14 protein-coding genes and 1 pseudogene are annotated in these 18910 nt (G+C 51.5%); 10 read left to right on the top strand and 5 right to left on the bottom strand.

What is annotated here, in order from left to right; all coding sequences use genetic code 11:
- Positions 1-14: 14 nt before the first annotated feature.
- The 7 genes from JSQ97_RS02930 (at position 15) to JSQ97_RS02960 (ending at position 7533) form a co-directional block, all read left to right on the top strand.
- Positions 15-947: an ABC transporter permease gene (locus JSQ97_RS02930; protein WP_205074678.1), complete on the top strand. Its 933-nt coding sequence runs from the start codon at positions 15-17 to the stop codon at positions 945-947.
- Positions 944-1747, top strand: a complete 804-nt coding sequence (locus JSQ97_RS02935) for an ABC transporter ATP-binding protein (RefSeq protein ID WP_205074679.1) — start codon at positions 944-946, stop codon at positions 1745-1747. The genes JSQ97_RS02930 and JSQ97_RS02935 overlap by 4 nt, the downstream gene beginning before the upstream one ends.
- Positions 1748-2031: 284 nt before the next feature.
- Positions 2032-2427 carry a preprotein translocase subunit YajC gene (yajC, locus tag JSQ97_RS02940; RefSeq protein ID WP_205074680.1) on the top strand — a complete coding sequence of 132 codons (396 nt, stop codon included), beginning with the start codon at positions 2032-2034 and terminating at the stop codon, positions 2425-2427.
- Between the two features lie 15 nt (positions 2428-2442).
- On the top strand, positions 2443-4185 hold the full coding sequence (gene secD, locus JSQ97_RS02945; protein ID WP_205074681.1) for a protein translocase subunit SecD: 1743 nt from the start codon (positions 2443-2445) through the stop codon (positions 4183-4185).
- Complete coding sequence (gene secF / locus JSQ97_RS02950) at positions 4185-5429, top strand: protein translocase subunit SecF (protein WP_205074682.1); 1245 nt, start codon at positions 4185-4187, stop codon at positions 5427-5429. Before secD ends, secF begins: the two co-directional genes overlap by 1 nt.
- A gap of 201 nt (positions 5430-5630) precedes the next feature.
- Positions 5631-6491 (top strand): 4-hydroxy-3-methylbut-2-enyl diphosphate reductase, encoded by an 861-nt coding sequence (ispH, locus tag JSQ97_RS02955; protein WP_205074683.1) that lies wholly within the window; start codon positions 5631-5633, stop codon positions 6489-6491.
- Positions 6481-7533: a Gfo/Idh/MocA family protein gene (locus JSQ97_RS02960; protein ID WP_239446893.1), complete on the top strand. Its 1053-nt coding sequence runs from the start codon at positions 6481-6483 to the stop codon at positions 7531-7533. Before ispH ends, JSQ97_RS02960 begins: the two co-directional genes overlap by 11 nt.
- Positions 7534-7701: 168 nt before the next feature.
- On the opposite strand, the gene JSQ97_RS02965 is transcribed toward JSQ97_RS02960, so the two are convergent.
- The 4 genes and pseudogenes from JSQ97_RS02965 to JSQ97_RS02980 all read right to left on the bottom strand — a co-directional run bounded on the left by JSQ97_RS02965 (position 7702) and on the right by JSQ97_RS02980 (position 11686).
- Complete coding sequence (locus JSQ97_RS02965; protein ID WP_205074685.1) at positions 7702-8817, bottom strand: D-alanine--D-alanine ligase family protein; 1116 nt, start codon at positions 8815-8817, stop codon at positions 7702-7704.
- 54 nt (positions 8818-8871) lie between these two features.
- Positions 8872-9977: pseudogene (locus JSQ97_RS02970) on the bottom strand (formylglycine-generating enzyme family protein).
- 325 nt (positions 9978-10302) lie between these two features.
- The gene (locus JSQ97_RS02975) at positions 10303-11361 is read right to left on the bottom strand and encodes a formylglycine-generating enzyme family protein (protein ID WP_205074686.1); all 1059 of its coding nucleotides are present in this window, start codon (positions 11359-11361) and stop codon (positions 10303-10305) included.
- Between the two features lie 157 nt (positions 11362-11518).
- Positions 11519-11686 (bottom strand): hypothetical protein, encoded by a 168-nt coding sequence (locus tag JSQ97_RS02980; protein ID WP_205074687.1) that lies wholly within the window; start codon positions 11684-11686, stop codon positions 11519-11521.
- Positions 11687-11883: 197 nt separating this feature from the next.
- Between JSQ97_RS02980 and JSQ97_RS02985 the strand changes: the two genes are divergently transcribed.
- On the top strand, positions 11884-13641 hold the full coding sequence (locus tag JSQ97_RS02985; RefSeq protein WP_205074688.1) for an ABC transporter ATP-binding protein: 1758 nt from the start codon (positions 11884-11886) through the stop codon (positions 13639-13641).
- Between the two features lie 12 nt (positions 13642-13653).
- Entirely contained in the window at positions 13654-15387 is a 1734-nt protein-coding gene (locus JSQ97_RS02990; protein ID WP_205074689.1) for an ABC transporter ATP-binding protein, read from the top strand.
- Positions 15388-15690: 303 nt separating this feature from the next.
- On the opposite strand, the gene murE is transcribed toward JSQ97_RS02990, so the two are convergent.
- Entirely contained in the window at positions 15691-17445 is a 1755-nt protein-coding gene (gene murE / locus JSQ97_RS02995; RefSeq protein WP_205074690.1) for a UDP-N-acetylmuramyl-tripeptide synthetase, read from the bottom strand.
- 191 nt (positions 17446-17636) lie between these two features.
- On the opposite strand from murE, the gene JSQ97_RS03000 reads away from it, so the two are divergent.
- The gene (locus tag JSQ97_RS03000) at positions 17637-18905 is read left to right on the top strand and encodes an argininosuccinate synthase (RefSeq protein WP_205074691.1); all 1269 of its coding nucleotides are present in this window, start codon (positions 17637-17639) and stop codon (positions 18903-18905) included.
- Positions 18906-18910 lie beyond the last annotated feature (5 nt).

Genomic DNA, 18910 nt, shown 5'->3' on the forward strand with positions numbered 1-18910 from the left:
TATGGGGAGTCTGCATGATTTACAGTGTTTTAATCGAAGGCTTGATATACGGCATTATGGTGCTCGGTGTCTTCGTGTCTTTCCGAGTTATCAATTTTTGCGATATGACGGTCGACGGAGCCTTTCCGCTCGGCGGCTGCATCCTTGCCGCGTGTTTGCTGCACGGCTTCCCGCCCGTCTTTGCGCTTTCGCTCGCATTTTTCGGCGGCGCTTTTGCAGGACTCGTCACGACGCTCATCTATACGCGCTTTCGCATACCCGATCTGCTCGCCGGCATCCTCGTCATGACGATGCTTTATTCGATCAATCTCCGTATCATGTCGAACCGTGCGAACATATCGTTTTTGCGCATCGAAACGATTTTTTCAAAGAGCGCCGCTTGGACGGAGCGCGTCTTTCCCACACTTCCTCCTGAAGCGGGCATCCTTTTGTTTTTAATAATTTTCGTCGCCGTCTTAAAAGGACTCCTCGATCTCTTTTTTCACACCGACATGGGCTTGACGATGGGCGCGCTCGGAGCGAACGAACAGATGGTCGTTTCGCAGGGCGTCGATCCGAAAATACTCCGCGGCATCGGCGTGTCTTTCGGCGACGGACTTGCAGCCCTTTCGGGTGCCTTTGCCGCAATGTACAACGGCTTTGCGGATGTGGGAAGCGGTACGGGCGTCATTGTCGGAGGGCTTGCCTCCCTCATGCTCGGAGAGTTTATCATCCGTTCGAATAAGATTTCCATGCAGACGCTCCGCGTTTTGCTCGGATCGATTTTATACCGCGCACTCATGTTCGCAGGCAGAAGCTACGGCTACCGAATCGGCTTGACGAGCAACGATCTGAAACTCGTTACCGGTTTGCTTATCATCCTGTGCCTCGTCATATCCAATTTGAAAGGTAAAGCGAATTTTAAATCGCATCTTTTACGGCCGGCGAAAGCGGGAGGCGAAGCATGATTGAATTGAAAAATATCGCGATAACGTTCAATCCCGGCACAGCAGACGAAAACGCGGCGTTGAAAAATATTGATTTGACGATCAATAAGGGCGACTTTATCACGGTGATCGGATCGAACGGAGCGGGAAAGTCGACGCTGTACAATGTCATCGCCGGTACGCTTTCTCCGACTGCCGGAACGATTTCGCTTTCGATGAACGGCTCCATACGCGATATCACGAAAGACGAAGAATACAAACGGGCACTGTACATAGGGCGCATCTTTCAAAATCCTCTGCTCGGCACTGCGGGGAAAATGTCGCTTGAAGACAATATGATGATATGCAGCAAAAAAGGCTGGAAAGGTTTGAAGATCGGCTTGAATGCCCGCACGCGCTCATATTTCCGAAGCGAACTCAAACAGCTGAACATGGGACTTGAAGAGCGTCTCTCCGACAATGTCGAACAGTTTTCAGGCGGACAGCGTCAAGCGTTGACGCTGCTCATGGCGGTCATGTCGCGTCCGGCTCTTCTTTTGCTCGACGAACATACTGCCGCCCTCGATCCTTCGAACGCCGCCCTCGTTATGAATTTGACAAAGCGCTTTGCGGAATCCTATGATCTCACCGTGATGATGGTGACGCACAATATGCAGCACGCGCTCGACTACGGCAATCGTCTTATCATGATGGACAAAGGCGAAATTATTTTCGACATAGCCGGAGACGAAAAAAAGAATTTGACGATGAACGATATCGTACAGCGCTTCCGCTCCATAAAGAAGACGGCGCTTACGAGCGACCGCATGATATTGCAGTAAATCGCACAGTATTTATTTGCGAAAAAAAATCCGTCCGAAGCGTCGCATCGCCGCCCGACGGACTGATTTTTGCAGGGGCAAAGGAAGGTTTAAACTGAACGGCGCTATTTCAGACGTGCAATTTAAATCTTTCCGTTTTTTTACAACGGTAAAATTATCGCGCGAGCGGATGTATCGTCGATTTTCGCATCTCCGGCATCGCTCTTGACGCGCCGACTTCTCTCGTGATATGCTCATAAAACTGGCATTTTTGTCAAATTTTAATAAAATGAAGGGGCTATACAATGTCTTTTATTCCTTTTTTAATGGGCGCAGCCGAAGGCGGAGCGGCCGGCGGTGCGTCGACAACCGGCGGTTTTATGTCATCGATCGTGATGATGGTGCTGCTCGTCGTTATTTTCTATTTTTTCCTTATCCGCCCGCAGAGCAAAAAACAAAAAGAAACGCAAAAAATGCTCGACGCGCTGAAAAAAGGCGATAAAGTCGTTACGATAGGCGGCATTCACGGCGTCGTTTCTTCGGTTGACGAAAAAAACGTCATCGTAAAAGTGGACGATGCGACAAAGATCAAATTTACGCGGAGCGCTGTCGCTGCAATCGAAAATCCCGAAGCTCCTGCAAAAGACGCGAAAAAATCTTCCGACGCCGATGCGGAAAAACCTTCAGAGGAAAAGAAATAAAACGGAGCTGTCAGCATGAATAAACGTACTCGTTTTGTAATCCTGCTTGCGGTGCTTGCCGTTTGTTTCGCTTTTTTGTGGCCGTCGATCAGCTGGTACTACGGCACGCCGAAAGAGATGAAAGCGCTCGCACTCGGTTCGCTGCAGAGCATTAAAGATTACGCGACCGTAAAAGCGTCCGACGACGTAAAGGCGTTTACGGATGCGGCGCGAAAAGATTCGAACGCTCAGCTCGACGAATCCTACGGCTGGATAAAAAAGATCGTCGCGCGGAACTATAAAAATATGGGTGCGAAAGTGCCGTCGCCTTTGACGAAAAGCGCGGTGCTCAACGCATTTTCAAGCGAGCAGGAATTCCGCGAAGCGGTGCAGGCCCGTTACCGCGACGCCATTTTAAAAGCGAAAAAACAATATCAAAATTCGGTAAAGCTCGGACTCGATCTGTCAGGCGGTATGAACATCATCGTCAAAGCCGATCTGGATGCCGCCGTAAAAAATCAGGAAGGAGCCGATACGGCCGAATCGAGCGCGACGCTCAAAGCAAACGCGATGCAGCAGGCGATCGACTCGCTTTCGAGCAGGATCGACCGCTTCGGCCTCACGTCTCCGGTGATCCGTCAGCAGGGTGAAGACCGCATCTATATCGAAATCCCGGGAGCTGCGGAAGCGGATGCCGTCAATACGATCATCATGGGAAAGGGCATTTTGAATTTCCGTCTCGTCGACGATGCGGCAACTCAGGCGTTTAATAATTATTATCTGCAAAATCCCGGAAACGTCTTCGCTTCGGACGGTACGCTGCTTGACGCTTCCGTCATTCCCGCCGACTGTGAAGTGCTCGGTCTTTATCAAAACGACGACTACGGTCTTGAAGACCGGATCGGCTGGCTTGCCGTAAAAAAAGAAATCGCGCTCGACGGCAGGCATATCAAATCTGCGGAAGTCGGTTCGAGCAATTTGACGAACCGCCCCGAAGTCGATTTCGTACTTGACGGCGACGGTGCCGTGATTTTCGGCGAGTTTACATCGGCTCACGTCGGCGAGCGGCTCGCCATCGTAAACGACAACAGGATCCGCTCGGCGGCGACGATCAACGACGCGATCACCGGCGGCCGCGTTGCGATAACGGGTTTCAATCTCGAAGAAGCTCAGACGCTGCAAAAAGTGCTGCAGACGGCCTGGCTTTCCGTGCCGCTTTCGGTCGAAAGCCAGCAAGTCATCGGCGCCTCTCTCGGACAGAAGGCGAAGCGGATGGGCATCATCGCAGTGTTGGTCGGTCTCGGCGCGATCATGTTTTTTATGCTCGTCTACTATAAAGGTGCGGGCGTCAACGCGTGCGTCGCGCAGATCCTCAACCTCTACATCATGTTTTCGGTGCTCTCGGCGTTCAATATGACGATTACGCTTTCGAGCATCGCCGGTATGATTTTGACGATCGGTATGGCCGTCGATGCGAACGTTATCATTTTCGAACGTATCAAAGAAGAGCTTTCCGACGGCAAAGGACGTACGGCTGCGATCGCTGCAGGATTCCGCAATGCGTTTTGGGCGATCATGGACTCGAATATTACGACCTTTATCGCGGCGATGTTCCTGTCTCAGCTCGGCAGCGGCGCGATCCAGGGCTTTGCGGTCAGCTTGGCGATCGGTGTCGTCTCTTCGGTGTTTACAGCCTTGTTCGTGTCGCATCTCATGTTCGATTTCAATACCGACGTGTGCCGCAAAAATACCGTGAGCATCAGCTGGAGGGTAAAATAATGACGCGAAAGACGATACATTTCAGCAAAGGTTTCCTTCCGTGCGCGGTCATCAGCGCGGCGATAATCGTTTCGGGCATCGCGGGATTTTTTATACGCGGCATCAATTTCGGTCTCGACTATCGTCCCGGTTTGCTCGAAGAAGTGCGCATCGCGCCCGCCGTCTTGGACGTGAGCTATTCCGGGGCTTCGAACGTCAGTCTCGACATGAGCGGCGAAGGGATCGACGTCGTCATAAGCGGAACGGGTTCGGAAAACAAAACCGAAACACTTTCGTTTGCCGCGAACCGAACGGTTTCCGATCTCGCGTCGAGTCTCAATGCGATCGACGGGATCCGCGCGCAAGTCAATTCGAACGCATCTTCTTCGACGGCGGATTTGTTCGTCGATACGAACGCGTCGAACAAGCTTTCGTCGACTCCGTACCGTTTGTATTCCGCCGGAAAAATCGATGTCGCCGTTTCGCAAGTGCGCGAAGCGCTTTCGTCGGTCGAAGGCATTTCGATTCAGCAGCTCGGTGCGGGAGAAGCGGCGAGTTTTCAAATCCGCATGGCCGATAAGGGCGACGGAAAATCGAGCGCCGATCTGCAAAATACGGTTTTGACGAATCTGAAAAACAAATTCGGAAATGACAACGTAGTCGTCGTCCGTACCGATTTTATCGGTTCGAATTTTTCGCGCGCGATCGCAGTGCAGTCGATCATCGTGCTTGCCTTTGCCGTTGCGCTTATATGGCTGTATGCGACGATCCGCTTTCACTGGGATTTTGCGCTCGGCTCGGTGCTTGCGCTTCTCCACGATTCGCTTATCATGATGACGTTTATCGTGTGGTCGCAGATGGAATTTTCGACGATGACGGTAGCGGCTGTTTTGACGATTGTCGGTTATTCGATCAACGCGACGATCGTTATCCTCGACCGCGAACGCGCGCTTTTGCCGATCATGCGGGACACGAAAAAATTTACCGACATTATCGATCAGGCGCTCACCGATACGCTGAGCCGTTCGATCATCACGACGGTGACGACGATGTTTGCTGCGGCATCCCTCTACGTGTTTACGCAGGGCGATATCAAAAACTTCGCGCTCGCACTTCTCGTAGGACTTGTCAGCGGCTGTTATTCGTCCATATTCATTTCGAGCGGATTTATCGCCGCGACGCGAAAAAATTGGAAGCCTGAGTACGGCATCCACCATTCGCTGAAGCTCCAAAAAGGCGTGTTCGACGTCGGAGTAAGCGTGTAAGCGCATTTTATTGATACAGTTTTGAAAAATACCGCGCGGGAATGCGCGGTATTTTTTTTATGACGATTGGATGCGTGAGACGGTTATTTATACTGTGTATCTCGCGCGACGCTAAAAACCTGCAGTCGAAATTTCCTTATCGCGTCATTTGTTTTTGTGCGTGCGGTGTACTAAATTCGCCGTTCGAGTTATACTGCCTCTATGACTGTCATCCGCTCCGATGTCCTCGGCTGCTGTTTCGGCGTGCGCCATGCCCTCGATGCGGCGCAAAAGGCGCTTTCGGACAATCCCGGAAAAAAAGTATATACGCTCGGTCCGCTCATCCACAATCGTCTCGCCCTCGAAGCGCTTGAAAAGCAGGGGCTTTCGGTGCTCGGCGAAAACGATGCCGAAAAAGCCGAATGCGGCAGCGTCGTCATCATCCGCGCGCACGGCGTGCCGCCTGAAACGATCGAAACGCTTCAAAGGCGGAACTGTACGGTCGTCGATGCGACCTGTACCCGCGTTACCGAAAGCCAAAAACTTGCCGCCTCTTCCGCGCAAAAAGGCTGCACGGTAGTGTTTGCGGGCGATGAAAAACACGGCGAAGTGGCAGGCATTGCGGGCTATGCGAAAGAGCGTTTCGTGCTCGTGCAAAGCGCGGAAGAAGCCGAGATTCTCCCGCTTTCGGAAAATGAAAAAGCGGTGCTCCTTTCTCAGACGACGTTCAGCAAAACGGAATTCGAAAAAATTGCGGAATTGTTAAAACGAAAGTGTCCCTCGCTCACCGTCATAAATACTATTTGCCCTGCGACGAAAGCGAGGCAGGATGCGCTTTTAAAGCTCTGTCCGAACGTGGACGGCGTACTCGTCGTCGGCGGAAAAAACAGCGCGAATACGAAGCGGCTTTTGCTTGCCGCAAGAGCACGATCGTGCCGCGCCGATTTGATCGAAACGGCGGATGAGATCCCGAGCGATTATTTTAAAATGAAAAGGGTCGGCATTACAGCCGGAGCGAGTACGCCCGATTACATAATCGATGAAGTCGAAGCTTCTCTTACGGGGTGCAAAGATGCGCAGTAAAAAAAAATATACTGCGGCTATAATCGGTACGGGAAGGATCGGTTTTACGCTCGGTTTCGATAAAAAACGCGAGCAGCCGGCAAGCCATACGGCAGCTCTCCTCAAAAATCCCCGCATACGCATTATCGCGGGCTGCGATACCGATGCCGAAAAACTTGCGGCGTGGAAACGGTACTGCAAGGGGGCGGCCTCTTATCATACGACAAGCTATCTCTTTGCCGCATGCAGTCCCGATATCGTCGTCGTTGCGGTCAACGAAAGCGCGCATTTGGAAGTAGCGCTCGAAGCGATACGGACTAAGCCGAAATTAATAATTTTGGAAAAGCCCGTCGCGCTCTCCATGAAAGACGGACTTGCGATCGCAGACGAAGCGAAAAAATACGGCGTGCCCGTACTCGTAAATCACGAGCGGCGCTTTGCCGACGACTACGCGGCGGCAAAATCCTACATAAAAAAAATCGGCGCTCTCCAGCGCGTGCGTGCCGAACTCTGCTCCGGTCTTCGCGTCTACGGAAAAAAATACGAAGCCTCCGGCGAATACAGTCTCTTTCACGACGGCACGCACCTCGTCGATATCGTGCAGTATTTGCTGTCGGACGTCGCGGATACGGAAAAGAGGCGGAGCATACTGTACAATATGTCGATTACGGGCATATACCGTGATGAAAGCGATCCTTCGATCGTGCAAAATCTCTCCGCGCACTTCGCATCTGATGTCTGTCCCGACGTCACGCTTACGATGAGCGGGCGCTCGCGTTTTTTTTCATTCGGCGTCGACATACTCGGAACCGAAGGGGCCGTCGCGATCGGAAACGGCTATGCGAAATTTTACCGCCGCGAAAAGGCGAAGCTGTACACGGGGTTTTATTCGCTTGCCGAAGATAAAAAAGTTTCCGCGCCGAAAAAGACACGCAGCTTTTCGAATATGGTGAAAAGCTGCGTCGATTTCCTCGATGGGATCGCTCCTCTCAAATCGACGCTCGAAGACGGATTGCAGACTCTCGACATCCTCGAGCGGATCCGTGCGGAACTTTGCGCATAAGGTTATTGCATGAAGATGCAGCCTACGCCCGCGCGAAGCGGTGCGAAGCAGCGACCGCAGCAAAGCGAGGACGCCGAGCGTGAGCGAGCCGCGAAGGGCGGGATGGCAAAAAAGTTTCGTCCGAAGTCCGTTCGTGTGTCGGGATTTTGCGCGGCAAAAATACGGCACTCAGCGCGATGTTTTTAAAACGCTTCGCTCTTTCCGGCGGAGGATCGCTTCTTCGATGAGCAATTCGGTGAGGCAGGTAAAACTCAAGCCTTCGCTTTCGCAGGCTTTCGGAAACATGCTGATAGCCGTAAAGCCCGGCATCGAATTGATTTCGTTGAGATAGATTTCGCCCGAGTCTTTGTCGAGAAAAAAATCGATACGGCTCAAACCCGATGCGTCGACGATCTTGTATGCGTTCAGTGCGATGTTTCTGATTTTTTCGCGGAGGCTTTCGCTTATGTCCGCCGGTATGCGAACGCCGTCGCTGTCTTTGTATTTTGCGTTGTAATCGTAAAACTCGTGCGTCAAAACGATTTCACCCGGTCCGTATACGCTAACGCTTTCGCGCACGCCTTCCGCCGCCGTCGTATTTCCGGTGACGGCGCATTCGAGTTCGCGGGCGTTTATCGCCTTTTCGATGAGCACTTTATCGTCCCACAAAAAAGCGTCCGCAAGTGCGAGCGAAAGCGCTTTTGCGTTTTCCGCTTTCGCCGCTCCGTTCGAAGAGCCCGCCGCGCAGGGCTTTACAAAAAGCGGAAAGCCGAGTGTACTGACGGCTTTTTCTACGAGAGCATCGTACGCGCGCGAATCGAGTACATCCGCTCTCCGAATCGTAACGTAGGGGACGACGGGAATGCCCGCCGCCTGAAGGACGACCTTTGTTTTTTCTTTATCCATCGTGAGCGCGCTTGCCGTGACGGAGCAGCCGACATAGGGGATGTCCGCCGTTTCGAAGAGCCCCTGAATGGTGCCGTCTTCGCCGTTCGTGCCGTGAAGGACTGCGAACGCGACGTCGATATCGAGCATTCTGCCGCCCGCCGAAAAGGCCGCATTTTTCATTCCGGGTGCGACCCTTATTTCAGCGCCCTCTTTTTCCGTTACCCTAAGCGCCGCCTTTGCGTCCGCTCTTACGCGGCCGAGTTCGGCATCGTCCTGTAAAAACCATCGTCCGTCTTTTGTGATGCCGATAAGAATGATTTTATGCTTTTTATCGATGTGCCGCGCGACCGCCGCGCCCGACATGAGCGATACTTCGTGTTCGCCGCTTTTTCCGCCGTAGATAAGTGCTATCGTCATATAACGAGTATACCGTTTTCGGTGCGGCGCGGGAATGGCTTAGCGCGTACCGAATTACGGGCGCCACGCCAAGCGGAAGCCGAGATAGATGCTTTTGTTTTTAGAGATGCCGCTGTTCCGTATGCCTACAGTGCAGGCCCTTGCACTATCTATCCAACGGCCGCCGCGTACAATACGGCGTTTGTTCTGCGGCTCGGGCGATGCGGGACCTTGAGGATCGGTAACGATATCTTCACTCTTATAAGCGTTATCGTTTAATGCAGGGTTTTTATCATACCAATCAAAACACCATTCCAAAACATTTCCCGACATATCATATAAACCAAGTGCATTCGCCCTTTTTTCTCCTACAGGATGGGTTTTGCCTTCTGAATTATCATTATACCACGCAACCTCTCCTGTCTCAGCCGTGTCCCACTTGTCTTTTGCTCCGCTTGCACTGTTCAGTTCGGTAAGCCATACATCGCCGTATCGTACCGCATTTGTGTTATCGCTTCCCTGCCAGCGGGCGGCATATTCCCATTCGGCTTCGGTAGGAAGCCTAAAGCCTTTTTTACTCATATCGGCATAGGCGGCATCGCAATCAGCTTCTGCCGTTGAGTTTTTTAATACCGCAGTATCGGTTTTGCTTTTGCGATATACGCATTCACTTTCACCCATCTTCATTTCGGTATACGCATTACACCACACAATACAATCCTGCCAGCTTATAGTTGTTACGGGTTCATCTTCGTTTCCGGTTCCGAGACTGCCTTTTTTCCCCGCATTTTTAAAGGTATAGCCATTTTCGGGTTTTACCGCCCAATCGTAGACGTCTTTCCAAAGTTTATACGTTACCTCCGTTTTACCGAGCACATAGGGGCTTAATTTTACCTTTCGTCCCGCAATAAATACGCCTTTCCACTTATCTTCATTTCCGGGTAAGGAGCCGGGATCGGGAGCAATGCCTTCGGTGCCGGTTGTCGGAGGAATTATTTTTACAAAATCGGCTGCATACGCTGGCGTTGAAGGCGTTGAAGGCGTTCCGCCGCTTGCGTCCGAGCTGTCCGTGCAGGCGGTAAACAGCAGTGTCGTTGCAATAAGTGCAGCCGTGATGAGCGCCGCCCCCCCCCCCCCTTAAAGGTATATGTCTTTATATTGTGAGTTTTAAACTTTGTCATAGACTCCTCCTCTTTTCAATCGATAATTTGTAAAATGAAAAACGCACGAAGACGGATCCTGTTCTGTGCGTATTGAGCGTAGTGTGTGCCCCTTATGTGCGGGCGGTCGGAATACGGCGGAAAGATGTGTTATATGCTCTCTCATGGCTTCAGTATAAAGTATATAATAAAAATTAACAAGCGAGCGTCCGCGCACAAAACGACCGCCCCTAAGCCTAAGTTATCTCGGGCTTTAAGAGCGGTCGGTTTAATCTGTAACGGGTGATTGGGAATGGGGTTGTCTCAAAAGTCGGTTAGTTTTTCGACAGCCCCGTTAATTACCGAATTACGGACGACAAGCCAAGCGGAAGCCAAGATCGGTGCTCCTGTAGTTAGGACTGCTGCTGTCCCGTAGACCTACAGAGCAGTAGCCCGCGGAGTGGAACCAGCTGCCGCCGCGCAAGACACGGCTAGTACCCTCATCGGGACCGTTCGGATCGATAACAATACCGTCCTGCACATAATCTTCGTCTGTAGGGCTCTCCTTATACCAGTCCCAGCACCACTCCTGAACATTCCCGCTCATGTCATGTAAGCCAAGAGCATTCTTCCGTTTTTCTCCTACAGGATGGGTTTTGCTATCTGAATTACCATTATACCATGCAACTTCACCCGTCTCAGCTGTGTTCCATTTGTCTTTTGCTCCGCTTGCACTGTTCACTTTGGTAAGCCATACATCTCCGTATTGTGCCGCATTTGTGCTGTCGCTTCCCTGCCAGCGGGCTGCATATTCCCCTTCGGCAGCGGTAGGAAGCCTAAAGCCTTTTTTATCCATACGGGGCTCGGCATATTTGCAATCATCTTCTGCCGTTGCGTCTTTTAATACCGCATCATCATTTCTTCGGTATACGCATTGCTCTATTCCTTTTTCTTTTTCCGTATACGCATTACACCATACCATGCAGTCCCGCCAGCTTATAGTTGTTACAGGCTCATATTCGCTTCCTGTTCCGTCTTTGCCTTTTTGCCCTGGATTTTCAAATTTGTAACCATGTCCAGGTTGTACCGCCCAATCGTACACTTCTTTCCACAGTTTATAGGTTACCTCCGTCTTGCCCAGCATGTAGGTGCTTAATTTTACCGTGCGATCTTTAATAAATACGCCTTTCCACTTGGCTTCATTTCCGGGTAAGGTGTAGTCAGGGTCAAGGCCGACGATGCCTCTTGTAGGCGGTATTATTTTTACAAAATCCCCTGCATCTTCAAAAGAACCTACATCGGGCGGTGTGGGCGGCGTTCCGCCTCCTCCCGCGTTATTCGGGCAGGCGGTGAACATAATTGCGATGAACAGCACAAAAGCTGCTCCCAAAAAGGCGAGTGCCTTGTGTTTTGAACTTGTTTTCATCTTGAAAACCTCCTTACAATATGTTTCTTTTAATGTGTAATGTGTGATTATATAAAAAAATATCTCAAACGGAACACGTACGTGTACATTTCGCCTGAGGCATTTGATTGTGCGAATAAAATTGTGTGTGATTGTATTATTTGGGCACAGTTCGCCCTTAGCGGAGAAGCGGAGAAGCGGAGAAGCGGAGAAGCGGAGAAGCGGAGAAGCGGAGAATTTTACCGATCCTGCGCATCGTGTCAAGTACCCTGTAGCACTGTTTTTGCATGCGGACGACCGTGCATATACGGTATGCCGCGGACGGATGTGTTATACGCTCTCTCATAACATTAGTATAAGGTATATAATAAAAATTAACAAGCGGAATATTGTTATGGCGCTCCGGAGCGTTTACTTTGACTTTTCCACTTGCGGATTTTGCCGAGATACGCTACAATTTTTTAAGTTAGCCTAAGCTAATTAAAGCGGCGTTGCCGAGCGCGTACCGGCGCAAGACCGATATGCGGAGGAAGGGTGTAACTGATGGAAAAGAAAAAACGTTCCGCAGTTTCTTGGATCGCGGAATTTGCGGAAGATCGGAAAATGTACTATGCGTTGAGCGTGCTTACGGCAGCTCTCGGCGTTTTATGCGGCATCGCGCCGTATTTTTTTATCGCCGATATCATAAAAAAGCTTTTGGCGGGTACACGCATTTTCGGCGCTTTTGCCGCGGATCTTATTTTAATAATGTTGTTTTGGGCACTTCGCGTCGTCCTGCATGCCGTGTCGACTTCTCTTTCGCACAAAGCGACATTCCGCGTGCTCGCCGAAATCAGAAAGAGATGCTGCGATAAACTTGCTCGATTGCCGCTCGGCAACGTGCTCGATATTCCGTCGGGCGCTCTTAAAAATACGCTCGTCGAAAGAATCGACAGCATCGAAACGACGCTCGCGCATGTCGTGCCAGAGTTTACGGGAAACCTCTTCGGACCCTTTTGCGTACTCATCTATCTCTTTTTTATCGATTGGCGCATGGCTCTCATATCGCTCATCTCGCTTCCGATCGGTATTATCTTCGGCTCATGCATGTGGATAGGCTATGAAGCGTCGTGGAAGCGAGTCATCGATAAGACGAAAGCACTCAACGATACCGCGGTCGAATACATCAACGGCATTGAAGTTATCAAAGTGTTCGGCAAAGTGAAAAGTTCGTATGACCGCTTTGTCGTTGCGGCGAAAGAAGGCGCCTCCTGTTTTATCGACTGGATGAGGAGAGCCAATATATTTTTTACGCTTACGATGGTGATCACGCCCGCGACGCTTTTGTTTGTTCTGCCCGCAGGCGGATTTTTTGTTAAGAACGGATCACTTGCCGCGACCGATTTTATTCAAATAATCATTTTGAGCGTCGGATTGATATCTCCGCTCATCACTGCAATGTCGTATACGGACGATATGGCAAAAGTGAGCGTCGTTATCGGTGAAGTTTCGGATATCCTTGAACGAAAAGAACTTTCGCGTCCCGACAAAATGATCGAAGAACCTGAGGGGAATGCGATCCGCCTCGACGGCGTGCGCTTCGCATACCGCGAAAAAGAAGTGCTGCACGGCATAACTCTTGAAATCCCCGACGGTTCGGTGTGCGCTTTGGTGGGGCCTTCGGGAAGCGGCAAATCGACGATCGCAAAGCTCATCGCGTCTTTGTGGGACGCAGGCGAGGGTGTCATCACTTTAGGCGGCGTCGATATCCGAAAGATCCCGCTCGAAGCGTACAACAGACGCATCGCTTTCGTGTCGCAGGATAATTATCTTTTCAATGAAAGCGTGCGCGAAAATATCCGCATCGGAAAAGAAGGCGCGAGCGATAAAGAAGTCGAAGAAGCTGCGAAAAAAAGCGGTTGCCACGAATTCATCGAAAGCCTCGAACACGGCTACGATACGATCGTCGGAGACGCAGGCGGACACCTTTCAGGCGGCGAGCGGCAGCGCATCGCGATCGCGCGCGCCATGCTCAAAGACGCGCCCGTCGTCATCCTCGACGAAGCGACGTCGTATACCGACCCCGAAAACGAAGCGGTCATCCAGTCGTCGGTCGCAAAGCTCGTAAAAGGGAAAACGCTGCTTGTCATCGCACACCGCCTTTCGACGATCAAAGACTCGGACAAAATCTTCGTTATCAAAGACGGAACGCTCGACGATGAAGGGACGCACCGCGAACTCCTTTTGCGCGGAGGTTTGTATGCGAAGATGTGGGAAGCGCACATATCGGTCAAAGACGGCTTGAGTGCAGTGAAAGGCTAGGAGATACGACAGATGTTTAAAATATTGTTTAAGTTTTTTGATTTTGCGGGCGGCATCAATAAAAAGAAATTCCATATAGCCGTCGTGCTCGGTATCGTCATTGCTATGTGCGACGCGATGAAAATTCCCGCGATCGCAGTTATGATTTCAGCGATCGTTTCAAACTCGCTTACGACCCGGACGATCTTTACCTGTACCGGCATCATGCTCGGCAGTATGGTCGTCAATTTTTTTGTGCGCTATACGTCGACGATGCTGCAAACGGAAGCGGGCTATACGGCATGTGCGGACAAGCGGATCGAAATCGCAGAGCACTTGCGCTATCTTCCGATGGGCTATTTTAACAATAACAGTCTCGGCTCCATCACGTCCGTGACGACGAATACGATGGAAAGCCTCGGAGATATCGCCGCGCGAGTGGTGATGATGACGACGCAGGGTATTTTAAATACGGTGCTTGTTGCGGCGATGATTTTGTTTTACGACCGGAGGATCGGTATCATCGTCGTTCTGGGCCTTGCGCTCTATTCGCTCGTAAACCGGGCTATGCAGCGTCAGGCGGCGCACCTTGCTCCGCAAAAGATGAAAGCCGATACGGACCTCGTCGAGAGCATCCTCGAATATATTCAAGGTATTGCGGAAGTAAAAGCCTACAATCTGACCGGAGCGGCCGCGAAAAAACTCGTCAAAGCGATCGACGGCAACGCCGATATCAACATTCGGATGGAGATGAAATTTATCGGTTACATGACCGCGCAGAATTTCATCACAAAGGCGCTCGGAGTTGCGATGAGCGCGCTTTCGATAGCATTGTATATCGCGGGTTCTATGGAGCTGCTCATCGCTGTCGTTATGATCATAAGCTCGTTTATGATTTACGCTCACCTCGATGCGGCGGGAAATTATTCCGCGCTGCTTCGCGTCATCGACGCGAGTATCGATAAAGCGAAAGCCATCCTCGATTTGCAGCCGATGGATACGAGCGGTGAAGACATTGCGCCGAAAAAATGCGATATCGATATCGAAGATATCGGCTTTTCGTACGATACTCGAAAGATCATCGACGGTGTGTCGCTGCATATTCCCGAAAAAACGACGACGGCTTTTGTCGGGCCTTCGGGCGGCGGAAAGACGACGCTGTGCAGCCTTGTCTCGCGCTTTTGGGACGTGCAGGAAGGGCGCGTGCTTTTGGGCGGCAAAGACGTGAAAGCGTACAGCATGGACAGCCTTATGAAAAATTTCAGTTTCGTATTCCAAAACGTCTACCTCTTTCACGATACGATAGCGAACAATATACGCTTCGGGCAGAGCGACGCGCCCATGTCGAAAGTTATCGCCGCGGCAAAAAAAGCGTGCTGTCACGAATTTATCTCAGCTCTTCCGGACGGCTACGATACGGTCATCGGAGAGGGAGGGGCGAGTCTTTCGGGCGGAGAAAAACAGCGTATTTCCATCGCGCGTGCGATTATGAAAGACGCTCCGATAATCGTACTCGACGAAGCGACCGCAAACGTCGATCCCGAAAATGAAAAAGAACTTATGGAAGCGATCGACGCGCTGACGAAAAAGAAGACGATTTTGATGATAGCGCATCGTTTGAAAACGGTGCGCGATGCGGATCAGATCGTCGTAGTCGATCAGGGCAAAATCGCCGAACAGGGAACTCACGCATCGCTTATGAGAAAAAACGGCATATACCGCCGCTTCGTCGATGCGCGAAAGCTCGCCGTAAGCTGGAAGATTTAATAAGGACGAGTTTGGAAAGTAAATACAATTATGCATACGGCGAGGTTCCGACCGTATGCCAAAACATCTTGACGTGTGTACGATGCGGCGTAGCAGCGGGAGACACGCGTGCGACTTTGTGCGTTCAGCTTGCGGAAGCCTTGCTTAAAAGCACAACCGGAGCGTAAGCGGGGATTCCGCTGTGAGAGCCGCGTTCGCATGTCTATAAAGATTGTACGTCGATCATCCTCGCCGTAGACACGACGCGATTAGCTGATACTTTCCAAACTCGACATTTGACCTGATAAACGCGGAGCGCGCGGTTTACGCGTAGCCAAGTTCGGACAGGGCGGCGAGCGCTTCGCGTATTTCATCGTAGGGCAGGGTTTTGTCCTTGTAGATGATCGAATTTTCGTGCGACTTTCCGAGGAGCAGTACGATGTCTCCGCTTGCCGCCATTTTAAAAGTTTCGCGGATCGCTTTCGGCCGCTCGTGAATGATAAAGAGATCGACGCCTTTTTTTTTGCCGCGCTTTTCGGCGCCTTTTGCGATCATTTCGAGCAGCGCTACGGGATCTTCGCCTCGCGGATCTTCATCGGCGAGCACGACGACGTCGCAGAATTTTGCGGCAATCTCTCCCTGCAGCGGCCGCTTTGTCAAATCGCGCTCTCCTCCCGAACCGAAGAGAGCGAAAAGCCTTCCCGTACATCTTTTTCTGATCGGAGGAAATATCGTTTCGAACGACGAAGGCGTGTGTGCGTAATCGACGATGAGTTCAAAGGGCTGTCCTCTGTCGATGACCGTCATGCGCCCTTTGACGGGAGTGAGTGACGGAAAGTGATGCGCGATTTCTTCAAAGGATTTTTGCGTAACGCTGCTCACCGCGATGAGGGACGCCATGAGATTGTATGCGTTGAACGCACCGGGAAGCGGAGCGGTGACGTGGATGACGGGACGTTTTCTCGGAAAAGCGGGATCGTCGCTCGCTCGGAATACGGCGTCTTCCCCGTCCGCGTCGATCGTAAACGAAATGCCGAATCGCGCCGATGCGATGTTCCGAGCCGTCATGCAGCGGACTCCTTCGGGTACGGGCGGGAGTGCGACCGCGTCGGCTCCCGTTTCCGCTGCGGCTTTTCCCGCTTGTCCTTCGGTCGTAAACGCATAGACGGGATGCTTTGTCGAATTGATGCAATAGACTGCCGACGGATCTTCGGCGTTGACGACTCCGATGGAAGGAATTTTCATCGGAGTGCCGGCGATCGTTTTTACGTGGTCGCACTTGTCGAGCGCGCGGAAAAGATTCGCTTTATCGCTTCGGTACTGCTCGAAGGTTTTGTGAAATTCGAGGTGTTCGAGCGTGACGTTCATAAAAACCGCGCAGTCGAATTGGACATTGCCGAGTCTGTTCGTCAAAACGGAAAGCCCGTGAGAAGAGGATTCGATGACCGCATAAGTACAGCCGTTTTCGAGCATCGCGTTGAGGTGATGTTGGATGATCGGCGCTTCGGGCGTCGTCTGATGTTCGGGGTTGGGGAGGGCATCTCCTCCGAGGGAATATTCGACTGTCGAAATAAAGCCCGCTTTTTCTCCGCACAGGCGTAAGAGCTGCCAGATAAACGAAACCGTGCTGCTTTTTCCTTCCGTACCCGTCACTCCTATGACGATGAGGCGCTTTGACGGGGAATCGTAAAAAGCGTCGGAAACGGGCGCCATGGCAAAACGCGCATCGTTCACGCGTAAAAAGGCCGGAAGATATCGTTTCGTTTTGCCGACGGCGCTTTCGATCGCACGTCGCGCGATGATGTTTGCGCATTCGCGTCGAACTTCGTGAGGAATATCTCCCTGATAGACGACTGCATTCGCACCCGCTTCAAGCGCCTCGGATATAAAATCGTTTCCGTTCCGATGCGTTCCGGGCAGCGCAAAAAAAAGCGAGCCTTCTTTTACGTCGCGCGAATCGAATGCGAGATTCGTGATCGGAATATTCATGATATCGACGGTTTCGACGGGGCTGATTCCGTCGGCTGCAAGCGCTTTGTGTGCAAAAGAAGGCAGCAATTGTGACAGGAGCTTTTCCATAATACAGCGATTGTAGCGATAAATATGCGGTTTTTCAATTGCCGCATACTTTGCTCGAATGCGTACGGTATCGGGAATTCGTGCGAAAATATCACGTGTCCTCGATAATCGGGAATTCGTGCAATTGCCATACTGCGCGATTGCTGGTACAATCCTCCTCAGAAATTTGTTTATCGAAAAGAGGCGTTCGCATGGCTAAAAAAAGCAAAGTGATTCTCGCGTATTCGGGCGGACTCGATACGACGGTCATCATTCCGTGGTTAAAAGAAAATTACGATTACGACGTCATCGCCGTCTGCATCGATTTGGGACAGGGCGACGATTGGAAAGCGGTAAAAGCGCGCGCGATCAAAACGGGCGCTTCGGCGTGTTATGTCGTCGACGCGCGAAAAGAATATATCGAAGAATATATTTGGCCCGCGCTGAAAGGCGGTGCGCTCTACGAAGACCGATATCTGCTCGGCACGTCGACGGCGCGTCCGCTTATCGGAAAAATTCTCGTCGAATACGCTCGACAGGAAAAAGCCTCTGCGATCTGTCACGGCGCGACGGGAAAGGGCAACGACCAAGTCCGCTTCGAACTTGCGATCAAAGCGTTTGCGCCGGATCTCCGCGTCATCGCCGCGTGGCGCGATCCGAAATGGGATCTCCAAAGCCGCGAAGACGAAATCGAATACCTTGAAAAAAGAGGCATTCCCGTTCCGGTAAAAAAATCGTCGTCGTACAGCTGCGACGAAAATATTTGGCATATCAGCCACGAGGGTCTCGAACTTGAAAAGACGGAAAACGAACCCGACTGGAAAAACATGCTCAAAATCACAAAGCTGCCGGAAGCGGCTCCCGACAAAGCCGAATACGTAAAGATCGAATTCGAAAAGGGCATTCCCGTCGCGGTCAACGGAAAAAAGATGGATGCGCTTTCGCTCATGGAAACGCTCAACAAAATCGGCGGGAGAAACGGCATCGGATTAATCGACCTCGTCGAAAACCGCTGCGTCGGCATGAAAAGCAGGGGCGTATACGAAACGCCGGGCGGGACGATTTTGTATTACGCGCATGAACAGCTTGAACACTTGTGCCTCGACCGCGATACTTATCACTACAAGCAGCAGATCGCGCTCAAGCAGGCGGAACTCATCTACAACGGTTTGTGGTTCACCTCTCTCATGAGCGGTATCATGGCGTTCAACGACAAAGTCGAAGAGACCGTGAGCGGCTGGGTGCGCCTCAAATTGTATAAGGGCACGATGCAGGGTGCGGGTTCCTTCTCTCCGTACAGCTTGTACAACGAAAGCATTGCAAGCTTTACGACAGGCGATCTCTACGATCACCGCGACGCGGACGGCTTTATCACGCTCTTCGGTTTGCCGCTTACCGTGCGCGCGATGATGGAACAAAAAGCGGGCAAAGGACAGGCTGTCGTAAAAAGCCGTTCTTTGAAAAAGCGACCGACGGAATAAATTGG

It is taken from the genome of Treponema sp. Marseille-Q4523, assembly GCF_016901105.1.
GTDB lineage: Bacteria > Spirochaetota > Spirochaetia > Treponematales > Treponemataceae > Treponema_D.